This window comes from Streptomyces sp. ID05-39B (genome assembly GCF_033794725.1).
GTDB lineage: Bacteria > Actinomycetota > Actinomycetes > Streptomycetales > Streptomycetaceae > Streptomyces > Streptomyces bobili.
This window is the reverse complement of record NZ_JARGEF010000189.1, coordinates 1-16,229: the sequence shown is the minus strand read 5'-3', so window position 1 is coordinate 16,229 and position 16,229 is coordinate 1. Positions and strand designations below refer to the sequence as shown.

General features: G+C 71.5%; 15 protein-coding genes and 1 pseudogene. 13 read left to right on the top strand and 3 right to left on the bottom strand.

Annotation, left to right across the window (positions count from 1 at the left end):
- Positions 1 to 109 precede the first annotated feature (109 nt).
- The 3 genes from dapD (at position 110) to P1P75_RS30470 (ending at position 3,094) form a co-directional block, all read left to right on the top strand.
- The gene (gene dapD, locus P1P75_RS30480; RefSeq protein ID WP_319261505.1) at positions 110 to 1,093 is read left to right on the top strand and encodes a 2,3,4,5-tetrahydropyridine-2,6-dicarboxylate N-succinyltransferase; all 984 of its coding nucleotides are present in this window, start codon (positions 110 to 112) and stop codon (positions 1,091 to 1,093) included.
- 193 nt (positions 1,094 to 1,286) lie between these two features.
- A complete protein-coding gene (locus P1P75_RS30475) occupies positions 1,287 to 1,847 on the top strand; it encodes a SigE family RNA polymerase sigma factor (RefSeq protein ID WP_319261503.1) in 561 nt (186 codons plus the stop codon).
- On the top strand, positions 1,844 to 3,094 hold the full coding sequence (locus P1P75_RS30470) for a WD40 repeat domain-containing protein (protein WP_319261501.1): 1,251 nt from the start codon (positions 1,844 to 1,846) through the stop codon (positions 3,092 to 3,094). Before P1P75_RS30475 ends, P1P75_RS30470 begins: the two co-directional genes overlap by 4 nt.
- Here P1P75_RS30470 and dapA read toward each other — a convergent pair whose 3' ends face one another.
- Positions 3,095 to 3,997, bottom strand: coding sequence for a 4-hydroxy-tetrahydrodipicolinate synthase (dapA, locus tag P1P75_RS30465; protein ID WP_319261498.1), 903 nt, complete (start codon positions 3,995 to 3,997; stop codon positions 3,095 to 3,097).
- A gap of 161 nt (positions 3,998 to 4,158) precedes the next feature.
- On the opposite strand from dapA, the gene P1P75_RS30460 reads away from it, so the two are divergent.
- The 4 genes from P1P75_RS30460 (at position 4,159) to P1P75_RS30445 (ending at position 6,700) form a co-directional block, all read left to right on the top strand.
- Positions 4,159 to 4,578, top strand: a complete 420-nt coding sequence (locus tag P1P75_RS30460) for a phage holin family protein (protein ID WP_319180973.1) — start codon at positions 4,159 to 4,161, stop codon at positions 4,576 to 4,578.
- Complete coding sequence (locus P1P75_RS30455) at positions 4,575 to 5,144, top strand: DUF3618 domain-containing protein (protein ID WP_319261495.1); 570 nt, start codon at positions 4,575 to 4,577, stop codon at positions 5,142 to 5,144. Before P1P75_RS30460 ends, P1P75_RS30455 begins: the two co-directional genes overlap by 4 nt.
- Before the next feature lie 152 nt (positions 5,145 to 5,296).
- The gene (locus P1P75_RS30450) at positions 5,297 to 5,947 is read left to right on the top strand and encodes a winged helix-turn-helix domain-containing protein (RefSeq protein ID WP_319261492.1); all 651 of its coding nucleotides are present in this window, start codon (positions 5,297 to 5,299) and stop codon (positions 5,945 to 5,947) included.
- Positions 5,948 to 5,956: 9 nt separating this feature from the next.
- Positions 5,957 to 6,700: an SRPBCC domain-containing protein gene (locus tag P1P75_RS30445; protein ID WP_319261489.1), complete on the top strand. Its 744-nt coding sequence runs from the start codon at positions 5,957 to 5,959 to the stop codon at positions 6,698 to 6,700.
- A 27-nt stretch (positions 6,701 to 6,727) separates the two neighbouring features.
- On the opposite strand, the gene P1P75_RS30440 is transcribed toward P1P75_RS30445, so the two are convergent.
- On the bottom strand, positions 6,728 to 8,554 hold the full coding sequence (locus P1P75_RS30440; protein WP_319261486.1) for an endonuclease/exonuclease/phosphatase family protein: 1,827 nt from the start codon (positions 8,552 to 8,554) through the stop codon (positions 6,728 to 6,730).
- A 258-nt stretch (positions 8,555 to 8,812) separates the two neighbouring features.
- Here P1P75_RS30440 and P1P75_RS30435 point away from each other — a divergent pair, with 258 nt between their 5' ends.
- The 6 genes and pseudogenes from P1P75_RS30435 (at position 8,813) to P1P75_RS30410 (ending at position 15,440) form a co-directional block, all read left to right on the top strand.
- Positions 8,813 to 10,240 (top strand): hypothetical protein, encoded by a 1,428-nt coding sequence (locus P1P75_RS30435; protein WP_319261484.1) that lies wholly within the window; start codon positions 8,813 to 8,815, stop codon positions 10,238 to 10,240.
- 581 nt (positions 10,241 to 10,821) lie between these two features.
- Positions 10,822 to 10,937 (top strand): annotated as a pseudogene (locus tag P1P75_RS30430) (alkaline phosphatase PhoX); the annotation flags it as partial.
- Between the two features lie 491 nt (positions 10,938 to 11,428).
- Positions 11,429 to 13,012, top strand: a complete 1,584-nt coding sequence (locus P1P75_RS30425; protein ID WP_319261481.1) for a TROVE domain-containing protein — start codon at positions 11,429 to 11,431, stop codon at positions 13,010 to 13,012.
- An 82-nt stretch (positions 13,013 to 13,094) separates the two neighbouring features.
- The gene (locus tag P1P75_RS30420; protein WP_319261479.1) at positions 13,095 to 13,742 is read left to right on the top strand and encodes a GntR family transcriptional regulator; all 648 of its coding nucleotides are present in this window, start codon (positions 13,095 to 13,097) and stop codon (positions 13,740 to 13,742) included.
- A gap of 14 nt (positions 13,743 to 13,756) precedes the next feature.
- Positions 13,757 to 14,773, top strand: a complete 1,017-nt coding sequence (locus P1P75_RS30415; protein ID WP_319261476.1) for a 1-aminocyclopropane-1-carboxylate deaminase — start codon at positions 13,757 to 13,759, stop codon at positions 14,771 to 14,773.
- 94 nt (positions 14,774 to 14,867) lie between these two features.
- Positions 14,868 to 15,440 carry a helix-turn-helix domain-containing protein gene (locus tag P1P75_RS30410; protein WP_319261473.1) on the top strand — a complete coding sequence of 191 codons (573 nt, stop codon included), beginning with the start codon at positions 14,868 to 14,870 and terminating at the stop codon, positions 15,438 to 15,440.
- A gap of 83 nt (positions 15,441 to 15,523) precedes the next feature.
- Here the strand turns inward: P1P75_RS30410 and P1P75_RS30405 are convergent.
- Positions 15,524 to 16,229: TerD family protein (locus P1P75_RS30405; RefSeq protein WP_319261470.1), on the bottom strand; the 706-nt coding region annotated here is incomplete at its 5' end.

Sequence of the window (16,229 nt, the reverse complement as noted above, 5' to 3'; positions counted from 1 at the left end):
CGCCAGCCCGCCCCATCCGGCGCGCCAGCCCGCGCCCGACCTCGCCCGCCACCTGAGACACCGCCCCGCGGGTTGGCCTCCATCCGCCCCCGCCGGTTAGGTTTCCCTCATGACCGACACGACTCGCACCACCGGCGCCGCGGCCGCCGGCCTCGCCACCCTCGCCGCCGACGGCACCGTTCTCGACACCTGGTTCCCCGCCCCCCGGCTCACCGACGAGCCCGGCCCGTCCGGCACCGAGCGGCTGTCACCCGAGAAGGCCGTGGAGCTGCTCGGTGAGGGAGCGGCCAAGGCGATCGGCCCGGACGCCCGCCGAGGCGTGGAAGTCGTCGCGGTCCGCACGGTCATCAGCTCCCTCGACGACAAGCCGATCGACACGCACGACACCTACCTGCGCCTGCACCTGCTCTCCCACCGCCTGGTCAAGCCGCACGGCCAGAGCCTGGAGGGCATGTTCGGACTGCTCGCCAACGTCGCGTGGACGTCGCTGGGCCCGGTAGCCGTGGACGACATCGAGAAGGTCCGGCTGAACGCCCGCGCCGAGGGCCTGCACCTCCAGGTGACGTCGGTCGACAAGTTCCCGCGCATGACGGACTACGTCGCCCCCAAGGGCGTCCGCATCGCCGACGCGGACCGGGTCCGCCTGGGCGCGCACCTGGCCGAGGGCACGACGGTCATGCACGAGGGCTTCGTGAACTTCAACGCCGGCACCCTCGGCACGTCGATGGTCGAGGGCCGTATCTCCGCGGGCGTCGTCGTGGGCGACGGTTCGGACATCGGCGGCGGCGCCTCCACGATGGGCACGCTCTCCGGCGGCGGCAACGTGATCATCGCCATCGGCGAGCGCTGCCTGATCGGCGCCGAGGCGGGCGTCGGTATCGCGCTGGGCGACGAGTGCGTCGTCGAGGCCGGTCTCTACGTCACCGCCGGCACCCGCGTCACCATGCCCGACGGCCAGATCGTCAAGGCCCGCGAGCTCTCCGGCGCCTCCAACATCCTGTTCCGCCGCAACTCGGTCACCGGCACGGTCGAGGCTCGGCCGAACAACGCGGTGTGGGGCGGGCTGAACGAGATCCTGCACAGCCACAACTGACATCCGGCGTCATGGTGAGCGCCCTTCCGCCGAGTGCGGGAGGGCGCTTGCTCATGTCTGCGGCGTCGTCGCGAACTGCGTCAGGGTCGGTGGATTTTTCCCGTGCGCGCAGACATAGCGGGGTGCGGTCCCGCGCGTCACAAGGGGCACAGGGGCTGGCCAAAGGGTCCGCCCGGGGGAAGAGAAGGTGACGATGGATGCCGAAGCGCACGACAGCTTCCGAGAGTTCGTGGAGCACCGGTCGTCCGCGCTGCTGAAGACGGCCGTGCTGCTCAGCGGCGGGGACCGGCACACCGCCGAGGACCTGCTGCAGAACGCGCTGATCAAGGCGGCCGGCCGCTGGCACCGCATCGACGAACCCGAGGCGTACGTACGGCAGATCCTCTACCGGCAGCAGATCAGCCGCTGGCGGCTGAAGTGGCCCAGACGTGAGCTGAGTGTCGCCGAGCCGCCGGAGGGGCGGTCGGACGCGGACGCCTCGTCCGCCGCCGAGCTGCGGCTCGTGATGCGCGGCGCGCTCGCCCGGCTCACCGCCCGGCAGCGCACCGTGCTCGTGCTGCGCTACTTCGAGGACCTGCCCGAGGCCGAGGTCGCCCGCATCCTGGGCTGCTCCGTCGGCACCGTACGTTCCACCACCCACCGCTCGCTCGCCCGGCTGCGCACCCTCGCGCCCGAGCTGGCCGCCCTGAGCGGTGGCGAGGACGCCCGGCAGCCGTCGGCTCATGACTGCACACCCGTGGAGGTACGTCCGTGAACGTCGAGGAACTCGTGCGTGACTCCCTGCGGGAGCTGGCCGGCGAAGAGGCTTCGGCGGGCCCGGGGTTCACCGACCGGGTGCTGGCCGTCCGCCGGCGCCGCCGTACCCACCGGCTCGTGTCCGTCGCCGCCGCCACCGCGGCCGTGGTGGCCGTCTCGGTGGCGGTGCCGATGCTGAACGAGGGACGCGACGACGTACGCCCGGCGAGTGTCACGCAGGGGGGCGGGGTCAGCGCCCACCCCGACCAGTCGCCGCCGAACGATCTGATCGCGGCCGGACGGTCGGCGCTCGCCGCGTACTACACGACGGCGCTCGTGCCGAGGAACAAGAAGGAGGCGACCATCGAGCGGACCTACTGGCTGCTCGATCCCGGCACCGGCACGTACAAGAAGGACACCCGGTGGTCCTTCGTCGCCGTGGCACCGGGTCTGAAGACCGCCGCCGTGCTCGAGCGGACCCTGCCCGCCGCCCGGATCGGGCTGCTCGACCTTGCGACGGGGGAGGTCGAGCGGTGGATCCCCCTCGTACAGGGGGTCGCCGGGCTGGCGTTCTCGAACGACGGGAACAAGCTGGTCGCGACGACGTACTCCGAGCATCCCGAGCCGCTCGAGAAGCCCAGGAACGCCGAGGAGAGCGAGGGCGGGTGGACGTCCGTGCACAGGGTGAGCCGGACCGGGTTCCTCCTCCTGGACCTGGCCGGGAGGGGCGGGGATGTCTGGCACCGGGTCCCGGGTTCCTCCGCGGGTGGCCGCGCCGACTTCGCCTTCACTCGTGACGACAAGCACCTGTTCGCGGCCGGCGGAGGTCTCGTCACCCTCGTCCGGCCCAAGTTCTACGACCTGTCGGGCAAGGAGACCGCCGCGCCCGCGAACGAGAGGCACCTGCGCTGGGACGTGCCCGCGCGGCTGTCCCCGAACGGCAGGCTGGCCGCCCTCGGCCTGGCCGAGGAGTACCCGCCCGCCACCGCCCCGGAGGCCGGGACCCTGCCAGGCCGGTCCTACTCCCTGATCAAGGATCCCCTCACCGGCAAGGAGATCACCAGGGTCCGCGGCGCCGAACTGCTCGCCTGGGCCGACGACCAGCGGCTCATCGCCTGGGAGCGGACCACGGGTAAGGACGAGACGTACAACGACCGGCTGGTGCTGGTCACGATCGGCAGCGACAAGGTCGTGCCGCTGAGCGGAGTCCGCGAGCTTCCGGAGACCGGCCAGGAGCCGTGGGAGCCCGTCTTCGCCGAGCGCTGATCAGCCGGCCGTCAGCTCCTCGTGGGCCGCCCGCAGCCCGTCGGCCGTCCCCCGGCCGGCGGGCAGCAGCGGTGCGCGGACCGGGCCCGCGGGCAGGCCCAGTCCGTCGAGGAGGGCCTTCACGGTGACCGCGCCGGGCAGGCCCGCCGACATCGTCAACTCGATGAGGGGCGTGGCGCGTTGCTGGAGGCGGGCCGCCTTCGTCGTGTCGCCCATGTCGAACAGGTCCAGGACCGCGCGGAGTTGAGCGGGGACGACGTTCGCGACCGTGCTCACATATCCCGCGCCGCCCACCGCGTACAGCGCGAGGTTGTGTTCGTCGCAGCCCGCGTAGTACGCCAAGTCGGTGCGGGAAATGACCTTCTGGGCGGCGAGGAAGTCGTAGGAGCAGTCCTTCACCGCCACGATCCGGGGGTGTTCGGCGAGACGGATCAGGGTGTCGGGTTCGATACGGGTGCCGGTGCGGCCCGGGATGTCGTAGAGCGCGATCGGCAGGCCGGTGGAGTCCGCGATCCGGCGGAAGTGCGCCTCGATCGCGTCCTGCGGGGGCCGGCTGTAGTACGGACTGACCACCAGCACCCCGTCGGCGCCCGCCTTCTCGGCGGCGAGGGCGAGTTCGACGGTGTGCCGGGTGTCGGCGGTGCCCACGCCCGCCACCAGCGGCACCCGCTCCCCGACCGCCGACCGCACGGCCCGCACCAGCTCCGCCTTCTCGGCGTCCGTGGTGGTCGGCGACTCGCCGGTGGTGCCGGACAGCACGAGACCGTCGCAGCCCTCGGCCACCAGATGGGCGGCGAGCCGCCCCGCGCCGTCGAGGTCGAGCGCGCCGGATGCGGTGAAGGGCGTGATCATCGCGCAGAGCGCGCGGCCGAAGGGCGGGGCGGGGGAGGGTGCGTTCGTCATGGAAGCAGTCTCGGCACCACGATCGTGAAGCTCCACTTAAATCTTCTACGAGATACGGATAAGGGCTGCTGCGACGTAGCCGGAGTCCCCCGCCGCACGGCACGGGTAGTCGTCGGCCGCGCGGGTACCCGGGTGCCCGGAGCCGAGAGGAGGCGGAACACGTGACAGGGACCATGGAGACCCGGCCCGTCCATGACGGGCACCGTACGGTCGGAGAACTCGTCGGCCAGGCGAGCGAACAGCTCTCGCGACTCGTCCGGCAGGAGATGGCCCTCGCCAAGGAGGAGCTGGCCGAGAAGGGGCGCCGCGCCGGCCGCGGCGGCGGCATGCTGGGTGCCGCGGGCGCGTTCGCGTACGCCGGCCTGCTGGCCCTCGCGGGCACGGGCGTCGCCGCCCTCTCGCTGGTGCTGCCGGTCTGGGCCGCGGCGCTCATCGTGACGGCGGTGCTGTTCGTGATCGCCGCCGTGCTGGGTGCGACCGGCCGCAGTCAGTTGCGGCAGGCCACGCCCCCCACCCCCGAGGTGACTCTGGGCAGCGTCAAGGCCGACGTCGAGGAGATCAGGGAAAGGGCGCACCGATGACGGACAGGTCAGCCGCGGACGGCGCCGCGGAGCTGCGCAAGCAGATAGCACAGACCAGGAGCCAGCTCGGCAGCACGGTCGAGGAACTGGCGGCGAAGACGGACCTCCGCGGCCGGGCCAAGGCGCGCGCGGCCGACCTCAAGGACCGGGCCGGAGCGATGTCGGTCCAGCTCCGCAGCACGGCGGCCCAGGCGGGCCACACGGTCCAGGAGAAGGCGAAGGGCGCCGGGCACACGGTCCAGGAGAAGACCACGCACGCCGGGCACGCGGTCCAGGAGAAGGCGGCCCACGCGGGCCACACGGTCCAGGAGAAGGCCGCCCACGCCAAGCACACGTCCCGGAGCCGGATGGAGGACACCCGGCATGGGCTCCAGGACGGGGGCGCCCACGTCGCGACGGGCGTGCAGGACAAGGCGTCCCGCGCGGAGCGCAGTGTCCCCGCGCCACTGCGCGCACCGGTCGGGTTCGCGATGCGGCACCCGCGGCCGGTGGTGATCGTGGCCGCCGCGGGCGCGGTCGTCGTGGCCGCCGGAGTGCTCGGCCGCCGCCGGGCCTCACGCTGCTAGGCGACAGCCGAGAGACGGGCCGAGCCGGACCCGGCACCCCCACTGCGGGTGCCGGGTCCTTCGCGTGTCCGGACGGCCGACCCCAGCCGGCGCCCCTCACCGAACACTCAATCCGTCTGGACAAAAAAAGTGTTCGGTGAGAGGGTGGACGCATGCTGGACGTCACCGTGATCGAGGACCCCGCGGCCGCGGCCGCCTCCCTGGACCCCATACGGGCCCGGCTGCTGGCGGAGCTGGCGGCCGGACCGGCGTCGGCCGCGATGCTCGCGGGCAAGGTCGGGCTGCCGCGGCAGAAGGTGAACTACCACCTGAAGGCGCTGGAGCGGCACGGCCTGGTCGAGCTGGCCGGCGAGCGCCGTAAGGGAAACGTCACCGAGCGGCTGATGCGCGCCACCGCCGCCTCGTACGTGATCTCGCCGCTCGCCCTGGCCGGCGTGCAGCCGGACCCGGACCGCTTCCGGGACCAGCTCTCCGCGCGCTGGCTGCTCGCGCTCGGCGCCCGCCTGGTGCGCGACGTCGGCTCGCTGATCACCGGCGCCGCGAAGGCCGACCGGCGGCTGGCGACGTACGCGCTGGACGGCGAGGTCCGGTTCGCCTCCGCCGCCGACCGGGCGGCGTTCGTCCAGGAACTGACGGCGGGTGTCGCCGCGCTCGTGCGCAAGTACGACGCCCCCGACGCCGAGAACGGCCGCGACCACCGGATCGTCGTCGCCGTGCACCCCAAGGTCACGACACACCCCGAGGTCACGACACACCCCGAGGTCACGACACAGCCCGAGACCGCCCCGGAACCGGAGAAGTAGGAGCCCGCCATGTCGCAGGACAGGGAATTCGAGATCGTCCGCGAGTTCGAGGTCGACGCCACCCCGGAGCAGGTCTGGGAGGCGGTCACCCACGGAACCGGCGGATACCTGTGGCCGATGGACCCGCCCGAGCCCCGGATCGGCGGCGCGGCGGCCTTCGGCTCCACGGTCACCGCCTGGGACCCGCCGCACCACCTCACCATCCGCAGTGAGGACGTCGGGATGCCGGTCCAGAGCGTCAACCAGCTGGAACACGTCATCGAGCCGAGGGACGGCGGCCGGCGCGCCTGGGTGCGGTACGTGCACAGCGGCATCCTCACCGACGACTGGGACAACCAGTACGACGGCGCGAACAAGCACACCGACTTCTATCTGCACACCCTGCGCGAGTACCTCACGCACTTCGCACCCCGGCCGGTGGCCTTCACGACCTTCGACGGACCGGAGGCTTCCCAGGCCCCCGACGCGTTCGCCGCCGTGGCCGGTGCGCTCGGCCTGGCCGAAGGCGCCGCCGCAGGCGAGCGGCTGCGGGTCCACGGACCCGAGGGGCAACTCGTCGACGCCGTACTGGACTTCCGCAACCCCTACTTCATCGGGCTGCGCACGGACGAGGCTCTCATCCGCTTCTTCGGGCGCAACCACTGGGGCGCGCCGGTCGGCATCAGCGTCCACGACTTCGCCGCGGACGCCGATGCCAAGGCCGACGAACTGGCCTGGCAGGGCTGGCTGAACGGGGTGTTCAGCCGGCCCTGACCCACGACCGTGTGGCTACGGCTACGGCTACGGCTTGAAGCGCAGCACCTGCGGGTCGTGGTCGCTGATCTGGTCGTTGAACTCCGAGTTGACGTGCACGCTGTCGTACTCGAGGTCGCAGCCGCGCCGGATCGACGGGCTGACCAGGATCTGGTCGAGGACCTGGCTGTTGCCCTGGTAGACGTACGAGTAACGCTCGCTCCTGGGCAGCGACTTGATCGCGGACCACAGCTCGCCGTGACCCTCCAGGGCCTTCGTGGTCCCGGAGAACTCGAAGTCGTTGATGTCGCCGAGGGCGATGACGGCCGCGTTCTTCTGGGTGTCGAGGATGTCCTTGACGAAGGCGTTGACCAGCGTCGCCTGCTGGTGGCGCTGGGTCTCCGAGCTGCGCGCGACCGGCTGGTACTGCGCGGTCAGCCCCTGGTCGCCGCCCTTGGAGTTGAAGTGGTTGGCGATCACGAAGACCGTGCGGCCACGGAAGGCGAACTCGCCGACCAGCGGCTTGCGGCTGGACTTCCAGGCCTCGTTCGCCGGGTCGATCCGGCCGGGGGAGACCGTCAGGGCCGCCTTGCCGCGGACCTTGGTGACGTCGGCCGCGGTCGTGGCGTCGCCGCCCGCGCGGTCGGTGAAGGAGACGCGCTGCGGGTTGAACAGGAACGCCTGGCGGATGTTTCCGCCCGGCTCACCGCCGTCGACGTTGTTCGCCGGGTCGATCGAGCGCCAGTCGTAGCGGGGACCGCCCGCCGCGACGATCGCGTCGATGAGCTTGGTCACCGTCAGGTCGGCGGCGACCGTGCCGTCGTTCGTCGCGCCGTTGTTGTCCTGGATCTCCTCCAGGGACACGACGTCGGGCGACTGCAGGTTGTGCACGATCGCGGCGGCGTGGGCGTCGAAGGTGGCGTCGGACGGGTCGAGGTTCTCGACGTTGTACGTGGCGACCGCCAGCTCGCCGTTCTTCTGCTTCTCCGTCGTCTCCCGCTTCACACCGGCGCTCTTGAGCGTGCCGATCTGGTTGGCGACGAGGGTGTAACCGCCGAACTGGTTGTAGTCCAGCGGGCCCGCCGTGGTGCCGGTCAGCTTGTCGCCGACGTTCGCGGCCGGGAAGTCGGCGACCGCGCCGAGCGACTGGATCTGGAGCCGGCCGGTGTTCTGGGCGTCGTAGGAGCCGTAGACCGTGCCGCCGCGGCGGTTGCGGTTCTCCCACGGCTTCACCGTGACCCACAGCTCGGTGAACGGGTCGGTGGCGCCGACCACGCGGACGTCGGAGACCTGGACGTTCATGCCCTCCAGGGACTCGTAGTGGTCCAGGGCGTAGGTGCCGGGCCGCAGGGTGAGGGCGTTGACCGAGTTGTTCGCGGCGGGGTCGCCGGCCGGGGCGTAGGCCGCCGGCACCGACCTGGCGTCGACGACCGTCGCGGCCGGGACCGCGTTGCCGCTGGAGACCACGGTCACCGTCGGGCGGACTATCTCCGTCACGGCCTGGTTGCCGGACGAGGTGCCGCCCGGGACGAACTCCGAGATCGTGCCGGAGACGGTGACGGCGTCACCCACGGCGACCTTCGGGGACGAGCTGGTGAAGACGAAGACGCCCTCGCTGGTGGCCGGGTCGGCGTCCGGGTTCGGATCCTGGATCCAGAAGCCTCTGGACGAGCCGTAGCCGCGCACGCCGGTGACGATTCCGGTCACGTCGGCGACCTGCTTGCCGGCGTACGGGGAGATGCGGGTGGTGCCCTGGATGTCGTGGATGCGCACCGAGTCCGCGTGCGCGGGCGAGGCGACGACGACGGCCGACGCGGCCGAGCAGACGGCGGCGACGGTGAGCGCGGCGAGGCGCGTGGAAGACCTGCTAGGCAAGGGGTTCCCTCCGGGGACGTACATGAGCGCCGGGACGAGGGTGAGACGTGGGGCGCGGATGACGCGCGTAGAAACCAGTGAACACCTGTCCCCCCAACTTCTACGCGCGTCAATCTCCTGCCTGCCCGGCCCAGTTGTCAAGGTTTCAGCCATGTACGAGACCTGACCGGGAGATGAACCGGGCGGCATGGGTCCAAACCCGTCTAGGCTGAGCGGCTGAGCACCTGAGTGGCACCACGCGTCCGAGGAGAACAGCCGATGTCAGACAGCTCCCCCCTGCCGCCGGTGCGGCTGCGTCCCGAAGCGGAGCTGGCGCGCGACGCGCTGTCCACGCCGTTGCTCTCCCGCGCCGCGCGCCTCGCCCGCTGGGCCGGACCCGACACCCGCGTCGACGCAGGTGGCGGGCTCGTCGAGGAGCAACTGCCGGCCGCCGCCGAACTGCTCGAACTCACCGGTGACGACGCCGCCGCCCACGCGAGCGAGGCCTGGCGGGTCGCCGTGGACGCCGGGCTGGTCGAGGTCACCGACGAGGAGGCAGGCACCGTCGCCGCGGGCGAGGACCTGCCCCTGCTCACCGGCGGCTCCCCGCACGACGTCCTCGCGGTCTGGCTCGCCGCCCTGGAGACCGTCCTCGCCGACGCGACCGTGCCCGACCTCGACGACCTGGTCGACGCCATGGACGAGGGCGGCGAGATCGACTTCTCCCGGCTGGACTGGGACCCCGAGGGCGAGGCGGCCTTCCTCGACGGCGTGCTCGGCAACCTCTACCTGCTCACCGTCACCGAGGACGGCCCCGGCGACGGCCCCGTCCCGCTGCCCGCCCTCGCCGCCTCCATGATCGTCCCCGGCGACCTGGGCGAACCCACCAACGACATGCTGGAGCAGATCTCCGACGCGATGATGCGCCTCGACGACCAGTTCCGGCTCCTGGAGCCGATCGGCCTGGTCGCCTACCAGCCCGTCGACGAGGCCCTCATGGGCGACCCCGAGGAGGAGCCCGCCGCCCCCCTCGACGACACCGACGTCTCCCGCTACGGCATGGTCCGCCTCACCCCCCTCGGCCTCTACGGGCTCCGCTCCCGCCTCCTGGAGGCCGGCTTCGGCGCGCCCGCCGTCGGCGACCTCGCCGACAAGGGCGCCGACGCACTCCTCGACGGCAGCTCCGGCTACGGACCGCTCGCCGCCCGCGCCGAGACCGAACAGTGGCTGGACCGGCGCGAACCCCTCGCCGCCGCCCGCGAACTGCTCGCCGCCGCCCACGGCTCGGACGAGGGCGCGCCGCTGCGCCGGCTGCGCTGCCAGCAGGCCCTGTCCCTCGTCGGCGCGCAGGCCGAACCCGCCGTACGGGACGTCCTCGACGACCCCGAACTCGGCGGGCTCGCGCGCGTCTGGCTGAGCGAGCTGGGCGCCGCCGACGTGCCGCCGCCCTCCGAGGACCTCGTCTACTGGCTCACCATCGACACCCTCGCCGCCCAACTGGCAGCCGAGGGCAACTCCGAGGAACTCCAGGCACTCCTCGAAGGGCTCGCGCAGCAGCACAGCGGCTTCTTCGCGGCGGCCTGGCGGGTCGGACACCCGGCCACCGCGGACGTCCTGGACGCCATGGGACGCCTGCACCCGGACAAGCGGATCGCCAAGGAGGCCCGCAAGGCGGCCTTCAAGGCGCGCTCGCAGCGGGGCGGGTGAGCCGGGCGCCGCGCGGCTCCTGGAGTCCCTGGCGTTGACGCGGGCCGGTGGTTTCCCGGGCGCCTGACCGGGCGCCGCCCGGTGTTCAGCCGGTGTTCAGCCGGTTTCAGGGGGCGAGGGGGCCTTCTGCGCGGCTCAGCATGGCTTCGGTGAATGCCTTGGGCCTGTACTTGGTGACGAAAACCAAGTGAACGTGCAGGTTGGGGACAATAGCGCGACCGGTTCCGACATGGGGATCAGGGCTCCAGCGAGGTGACAGAGACCAACGCTATGGTCTCGTCCTTGAGTCAAGGCGCCCTGGTCAAGCGGCAGTTCGGGCACGAGCCCGGCTCGCGCTGTCTCCTGCCGGGGTTCGCGCGGCGGATGACCGGGCGCACGCGGCCCGTGCGATGCGGAAACTTCTCCACGCGTGGTGGCGGATGATGCCGAAGGAAAGGCGGACTCTCGGACACGCCGACGCCGCGATCCGGCAGGCCCGCCAGGACATCGACTTCCTGGCCGTCCTCCCGGCCCAGGCCGCGCAAGCGGTACTCGAGAGGTACCTCCAGGCGTGGAAGAACTGCTGGGAGGGGCACGCAGACAGCGAGTTCTGCGGTGTCACCTTCTCCCCGGACGGAAAGACCCTGTACGACAACATCCAGAAGCCGGGCATCCTGCTTGCCATCGCCGACCCTGGAAGCGGCAGAAGCGCGGCTGATTAATTCATTCGCCCGGCCCGCGGTACGCCTCCTACAGTGATGCATGTCCAGGTGCGAAGGCAGGACCTACTTCCACTGATAATGGGGCGGTCGCGGGTTCGAGTCCCGCCACCGGTACAACGCGCCGGTGTAGCTCAGGGGTTAGAGCACCTACGTCGGTTCCGCCGGCCTTGAACTCTGGACACCACAATTTCATTCATGCATGTCACGCACCTCCCGGTGCGCAGGCTGCGGCTACTTCTCTTCCAAAGAATCCACGCCGCCGCCGACTTGATCTCGGGAGGCGCAGCATATGGTGTGTGCCCGGTGCGCAGGCAACGGTTACTTCTCTGGATCAGAGGGTTGCGGGTTCGAGTCCCGTCAATCGGCTTAGGTCGAGGTAGCTCAATTGGCAGAGCATCTGACTGTTCCGTCGCCGACTCCTGACCTCGGGCACGCTCCTTTTGCTGCGCCTCCCCCTTTGAAATCAATGAATTCGGGGGAATTCGCCATGGCGCGTTTCAACACCAAGTCCACCAGGGCGCAGCCCATTTCACGAGTGACGTCGACCGGGCGCGTTCTGAGTACCCACCAGGGCGGCCGGGGCCAGGAGCGTGACGCACGCTCCGAGCTCTTTCTCCTGTCGATCGCCAACTTCGTTGCGCAGCAGACCTTTTACGAGACCGGCGAGGCCCGCGACGACCGGTTCGCCGCGCTCGTGCGCCGGCTCGCCGTCGAGGACCCGGAGTGGACCGCGGGCCTGCTCGGCTGGCTGCGCGGCGAGGGCAACCTGCGTACGGCCTCGATCGTGGGCGCCGCCGAGTACGTGAAGGCGCGCCTCGACGCTCGTGCGACGGACGGCCCGTCCAACCGGCAGGTCGTCGACTCCGTGCTGCGCCGCCCCGACGAGCCCGGCGAGCTGCTCGCCTACTGGACTTCGCGGTACGGCCGAGCCGTCCCGAAGCCCGTCAAGCGTGGCATCGCCGACGCCGTACGCCGCCTCTACAGCGCCAAGTCGCTCCTGAAGTACGACACGGCGTCCAAGGGCTACCGCTTCGGTGACATCCTCAACCTGGTGCACGCCGCGCCGGACCCTCAGAAGCCGTGGCAGGGCGACCTGTTCCAGTACGCCCTCGACCGCCGGCACCATCCGGAGACGGCAGTGGTGCCCAAGTCGCTGCCCGTGCTGGCGGCCCACCGTGACCTGATGGCACTGCGGCCCGCCAAGCGGCGCAAGGTCGTGACCGGTGCGGGTGGCGCACGGCGTCTCGCGGACGCCGGCATCACCTGGGAGGCGCTGGCCGGCTGGCTCCAGGGCCCGATGGACAAGGCTGCCTGGGAGTCGGTGATTCCGTCCATGGGCGCGATGGCGCTCGTCCGCAACCTGCGGAACTTCGACGAGGCGGGCGTATCGGACGAGGTCGCGGCCCAGGTCGCCGCCAAGATCAGCGACCCGGCGGAGGTGGCGCGCTCGCGGCAGTTCCCGTTCCGCTACCTCGCCGCGTACCAGCACGCGCCGTCGCTGCGCTGGTCGTACCCGCTGGAGCAGGCACTCGGTCACTCGCTGGCCAACGTGCCCGCGCTGCCGGGCCGCACGCTGGTGCTCGTCGACCGCTCGGGCTCGATGTTCTACTCGCGCCTTTCCGACCGCTCGGAACTCAACAGGGCGGACGCCGCGGCGATCTTCGGGACGGCGCTCGCGCTGCGGGCGGCGGACGCGGATCTCGTCGAGTTCGGTACGAGCAGCAACCGGGTGCGGTTCCGCAAGGGCGAGTCCGTACTGAAGGTGCTCGACCGCTTCGGCGACCTCGGCGGCACCAACACCACCGAGGCCGTGCGCAAGCACTACGAGAAGCACGACCGCGTACTGATCGTCACGGACGAGCAGGCCACGTACAGCCACTACGGCGACCCGACCGAGCAGGTTCCGGCACAGGTCCCGGTGTACACCTGGAACCTCGCCGGATACCAGGCGGGCCATGGCCCGTCCGGGAAGGGGAACAGGCACACGTTCGGCGGGCTCTCGGACGCGGCGTTCCGGATGGTTCCGCTTCTTGAGGGGGCCCGAGACGCCGACTGGCCTTGGGCGGCCTGAGCAGTGGTAGGGGGAGTGGCCCGCACTTCGGTGCGGGCCACGGCCTTGTGCGCGACCGGGATTGACATCTAACATTTCAGTTGTGGACGCCATAGGGCCTGTGCCCCGCACCCTGCTCAGGGACCGGGCGTACGAAGCGATCAGGGACGCCATCGTGGCCGGAGACATCGAACCGGGCGCGGTGGTCCGTGATGCCGATCTCGCCGAGCGGCTCGGGCTGTCACGGGCGCCCGTGCGTGAGGCCTTCTCGCGGCTCGTCGACGAAGGGCTGCTGGAGAGCAAGCCGCAGAGCTATACGCGGGTGACCCGGGTGGTGGCCTCCGATGTGCGGGACGCGGCGGCCGTCGTCGGGGCCATGCACGAGCTGGCCGCGCGGGTCGCCGTGCCCCGGCTGTTCGCCGCGGACGTCGAGATGATGCGCTCGGCCAACGAGCGGTTCGCGGTCGCTGTTCACGCGGGTGACGTGGACACCGCCCTGCGCGCCGACGACGCACTGCACGATGTGCTCGTACGCGTCAGCGGCAACCGTGCGGCCGCCGCCACCATCGCCCGCTACACCCCGCTCATCCGCCGGCTGGAGCGACGGCGCTTCGGCGAGGGCGGCAACTGCCGTTCGGCCGGGCTGCACGAGCAGCTCATCGAGGCCTGCGCGGCCGGTGACGTGGACGAGGCGGTCCACGTCACGGCGGAGATCTGGCGAGGGCTCGAAGGCCTCGCCGACGGCGACTGATCCTGGGAGGATCCATGTCCCTTTCCTCGTACGACCGTTATCCCCTCCTCTTCGGCCCCTCGCCCGTGCACCCGCTGGAGCGGCTGACCACGCACCTCGGCGGTGCCTCGCTCTGGGCGAAGCGCGAGGACTGCAACTCCGGTGTCGCGTACGGCGGGAACAAGACGCGCAAGCTGGAGTACCTCATCGCCGACGCCCTCGCCCAGGGCTGCGACACCCTCGTGTCGATCGGCGGGGTGCAGTCCAACCACACCCGGCAGGTGGCCGCGTGTGCGGCCCGCGCCGGGCTCAAGTGCGTGCTGGTGCAGGAGAGTTGGGTGGAGTGGCCCGACTCCGTGTACGACAAGGTCGGCAACATCCTGATCAGCCGGCTCGCGGGCGCGGACGTCCGGCTGGTGCGGGCCGGGTTCGGCATCGGCTTCAAGGAGAGCTGGGAGCTGGCGCTGCGCGAGGTCGAGGAGTCCGGCGGCAAGCCGTACGCCATCCCGGCCGGGGCCTCCGATCATCCGCTCGGCGGGCTGGGCTTCGCCGGCTGGGCTTACGAGGTCGCCGAGCAGGAGCGGGAGCTGGGCGTCTTCTTCGACACCGTGGTCGTGTGCTCGGTGACCGGGTCGACGCAGGCCGGCATGGTCGCCGGGTTCGCGGCGCTGGAGGAGGCGGGCGGACGGCCCCGGCGCGTCATCGGCGTCGACGCCTCGGCCAAGCCCGCCGAGACCCGGACACAGATCGCCCGCATCGCCCAGCGCACCGGGCAGCTCATCGGCGTCGCGCGCGAGTTGACCGAGTCGGACGTCGAGCTGGACGAGCGGTACCACGCCGGTGTCTACGGCGTCCCCGACGAGGCCACCCTGGAGGCGATGCGGCTGGCCGCCCGGACCGAGGGCATGGTCACCGACCCCGTCTACGAGGGCAAGTCGATGGCCGGACTCGTCGACCTGGTCGCGCGCGGCGAGATCGGCCGCGACTCCGCCGTGCTCTACGCCCACCTGGGCGGGCAGCCCGCGCTCAACGCGTACAGCGCGCTGTTCTGAGGTCTGACCGACCGGCTCACCGCCTCGGCGCGGTCGGCTCCTGTGCGGCCTCGGTAAAGTACACAGAGAGCCCCGGTGCGCGAGGAGTCACGGTATGACGCGGGTCAAGCCCATGCGTGCGGACGCTCGCCGCAACTACGAGCGGTTGCTGAAGGCGGCGGCGGAGGCCTTCGCCGAGCACGGGGAGGGCGCGTCCCTCGACGACATAGCCAAGCGGGCGGGGGTCGGCTCCGGCACCCTGTACCGGCACTTCCCCACCCGCCAGGCGTTGCTGGAGGCGGCGTACGTCGACCGGATAGAGGCGTTCGCCGTGCGCGCCGACGAACTCGCCGCGCGGCTGCCGCCGGGTGAGGCGCTGGTGGAGTGGCTGAACGAACTGTGCGTCGGCACCATCCAGGTGCGCGGCATGAAGGCGCTGATGGGATCCGCCGTCACCGACGGCAGCCTCGCCGCGGTCACCGCCTGCGGTACGACCGTGCAGGGCGCGGCGGCCCGGCTGGTGGAGGCGGCGCAGCGGGAGGGGACCCTGCGGGCGGACATCGAGCCCGTCGAGGTGCTGCGGTTGGCGCACGGGGTGTCGACGGCGGCGGAGCTGGCCAACGGGGACGGCCGCAGCATCCGCCGGTATGTGTCCCTGCTGACGGAGGGGCTCGGCCCCGCGCGGTGAGCCGTGAGTGGCGGACGGGTGGCGGTGGGCGCCCCTGTCGGAGGGGCGCCCGCGCGCGTCGTCGGGGGCCGGGGGCCCGGAGGTCAGAGTGACTGCGCCGCCGGCTTCACCATGTTCCGTACCGTGCGGGCCTTCACGAACTCGCCCATGGCCGTCATGTCCCACTCGCCGCTGAACTGGCGGATCAGCTTGGCCATCATCACGCCGGTCTGCGGCTCGGCACTGGTCAGGTCGAAGCGGACCAGCTCCTCCCCGGTCGCGGCGTCCAGGAGCCGGCAGTAGGCCTTGGCGACCTCGGTGAACTTCTGGCCCGAGAACGAGTTGACGGTGAAGACCAGGCCCGTGACCTCCTGCGGGAGCCGGCCCAGGTCGACCGTGATCACCTCGTCGTCGCCGCCGCCCTCACCGGTGAGGTTGTCGCCGGAGTGCTTGATCGCGCCGTTGACGATGGAGAGCTTGCCGAAGTAGCAGCTGTCGATGTGGTTGCGCTGCGGGCCGTAGGCGATGACCGAGGCGTCCAGGTCGATGTCCTTGCCGCGGTACGCCGGCTCCCAGCCGAGGCCCATCTTGACCTGCGAGAGCAGCGGGCTGCCGCCCTTCACCAGGGAGACGGTCTGGTTCTTCTGGAGGCTGACCCGGCCCTTGTCCAGGTTGACCTTTCCGGCGCCGGGGGCGGGCGGGGCGGGGACCTGGCGGGGGCGTCCTCCGAGGCCGGAGACGCAACGGGTGCCGGGAGCGGGGCCGCTGTCGTGGCGGGCCTCGGAGGCAGCCGCCCGCATCTCGCGCCGC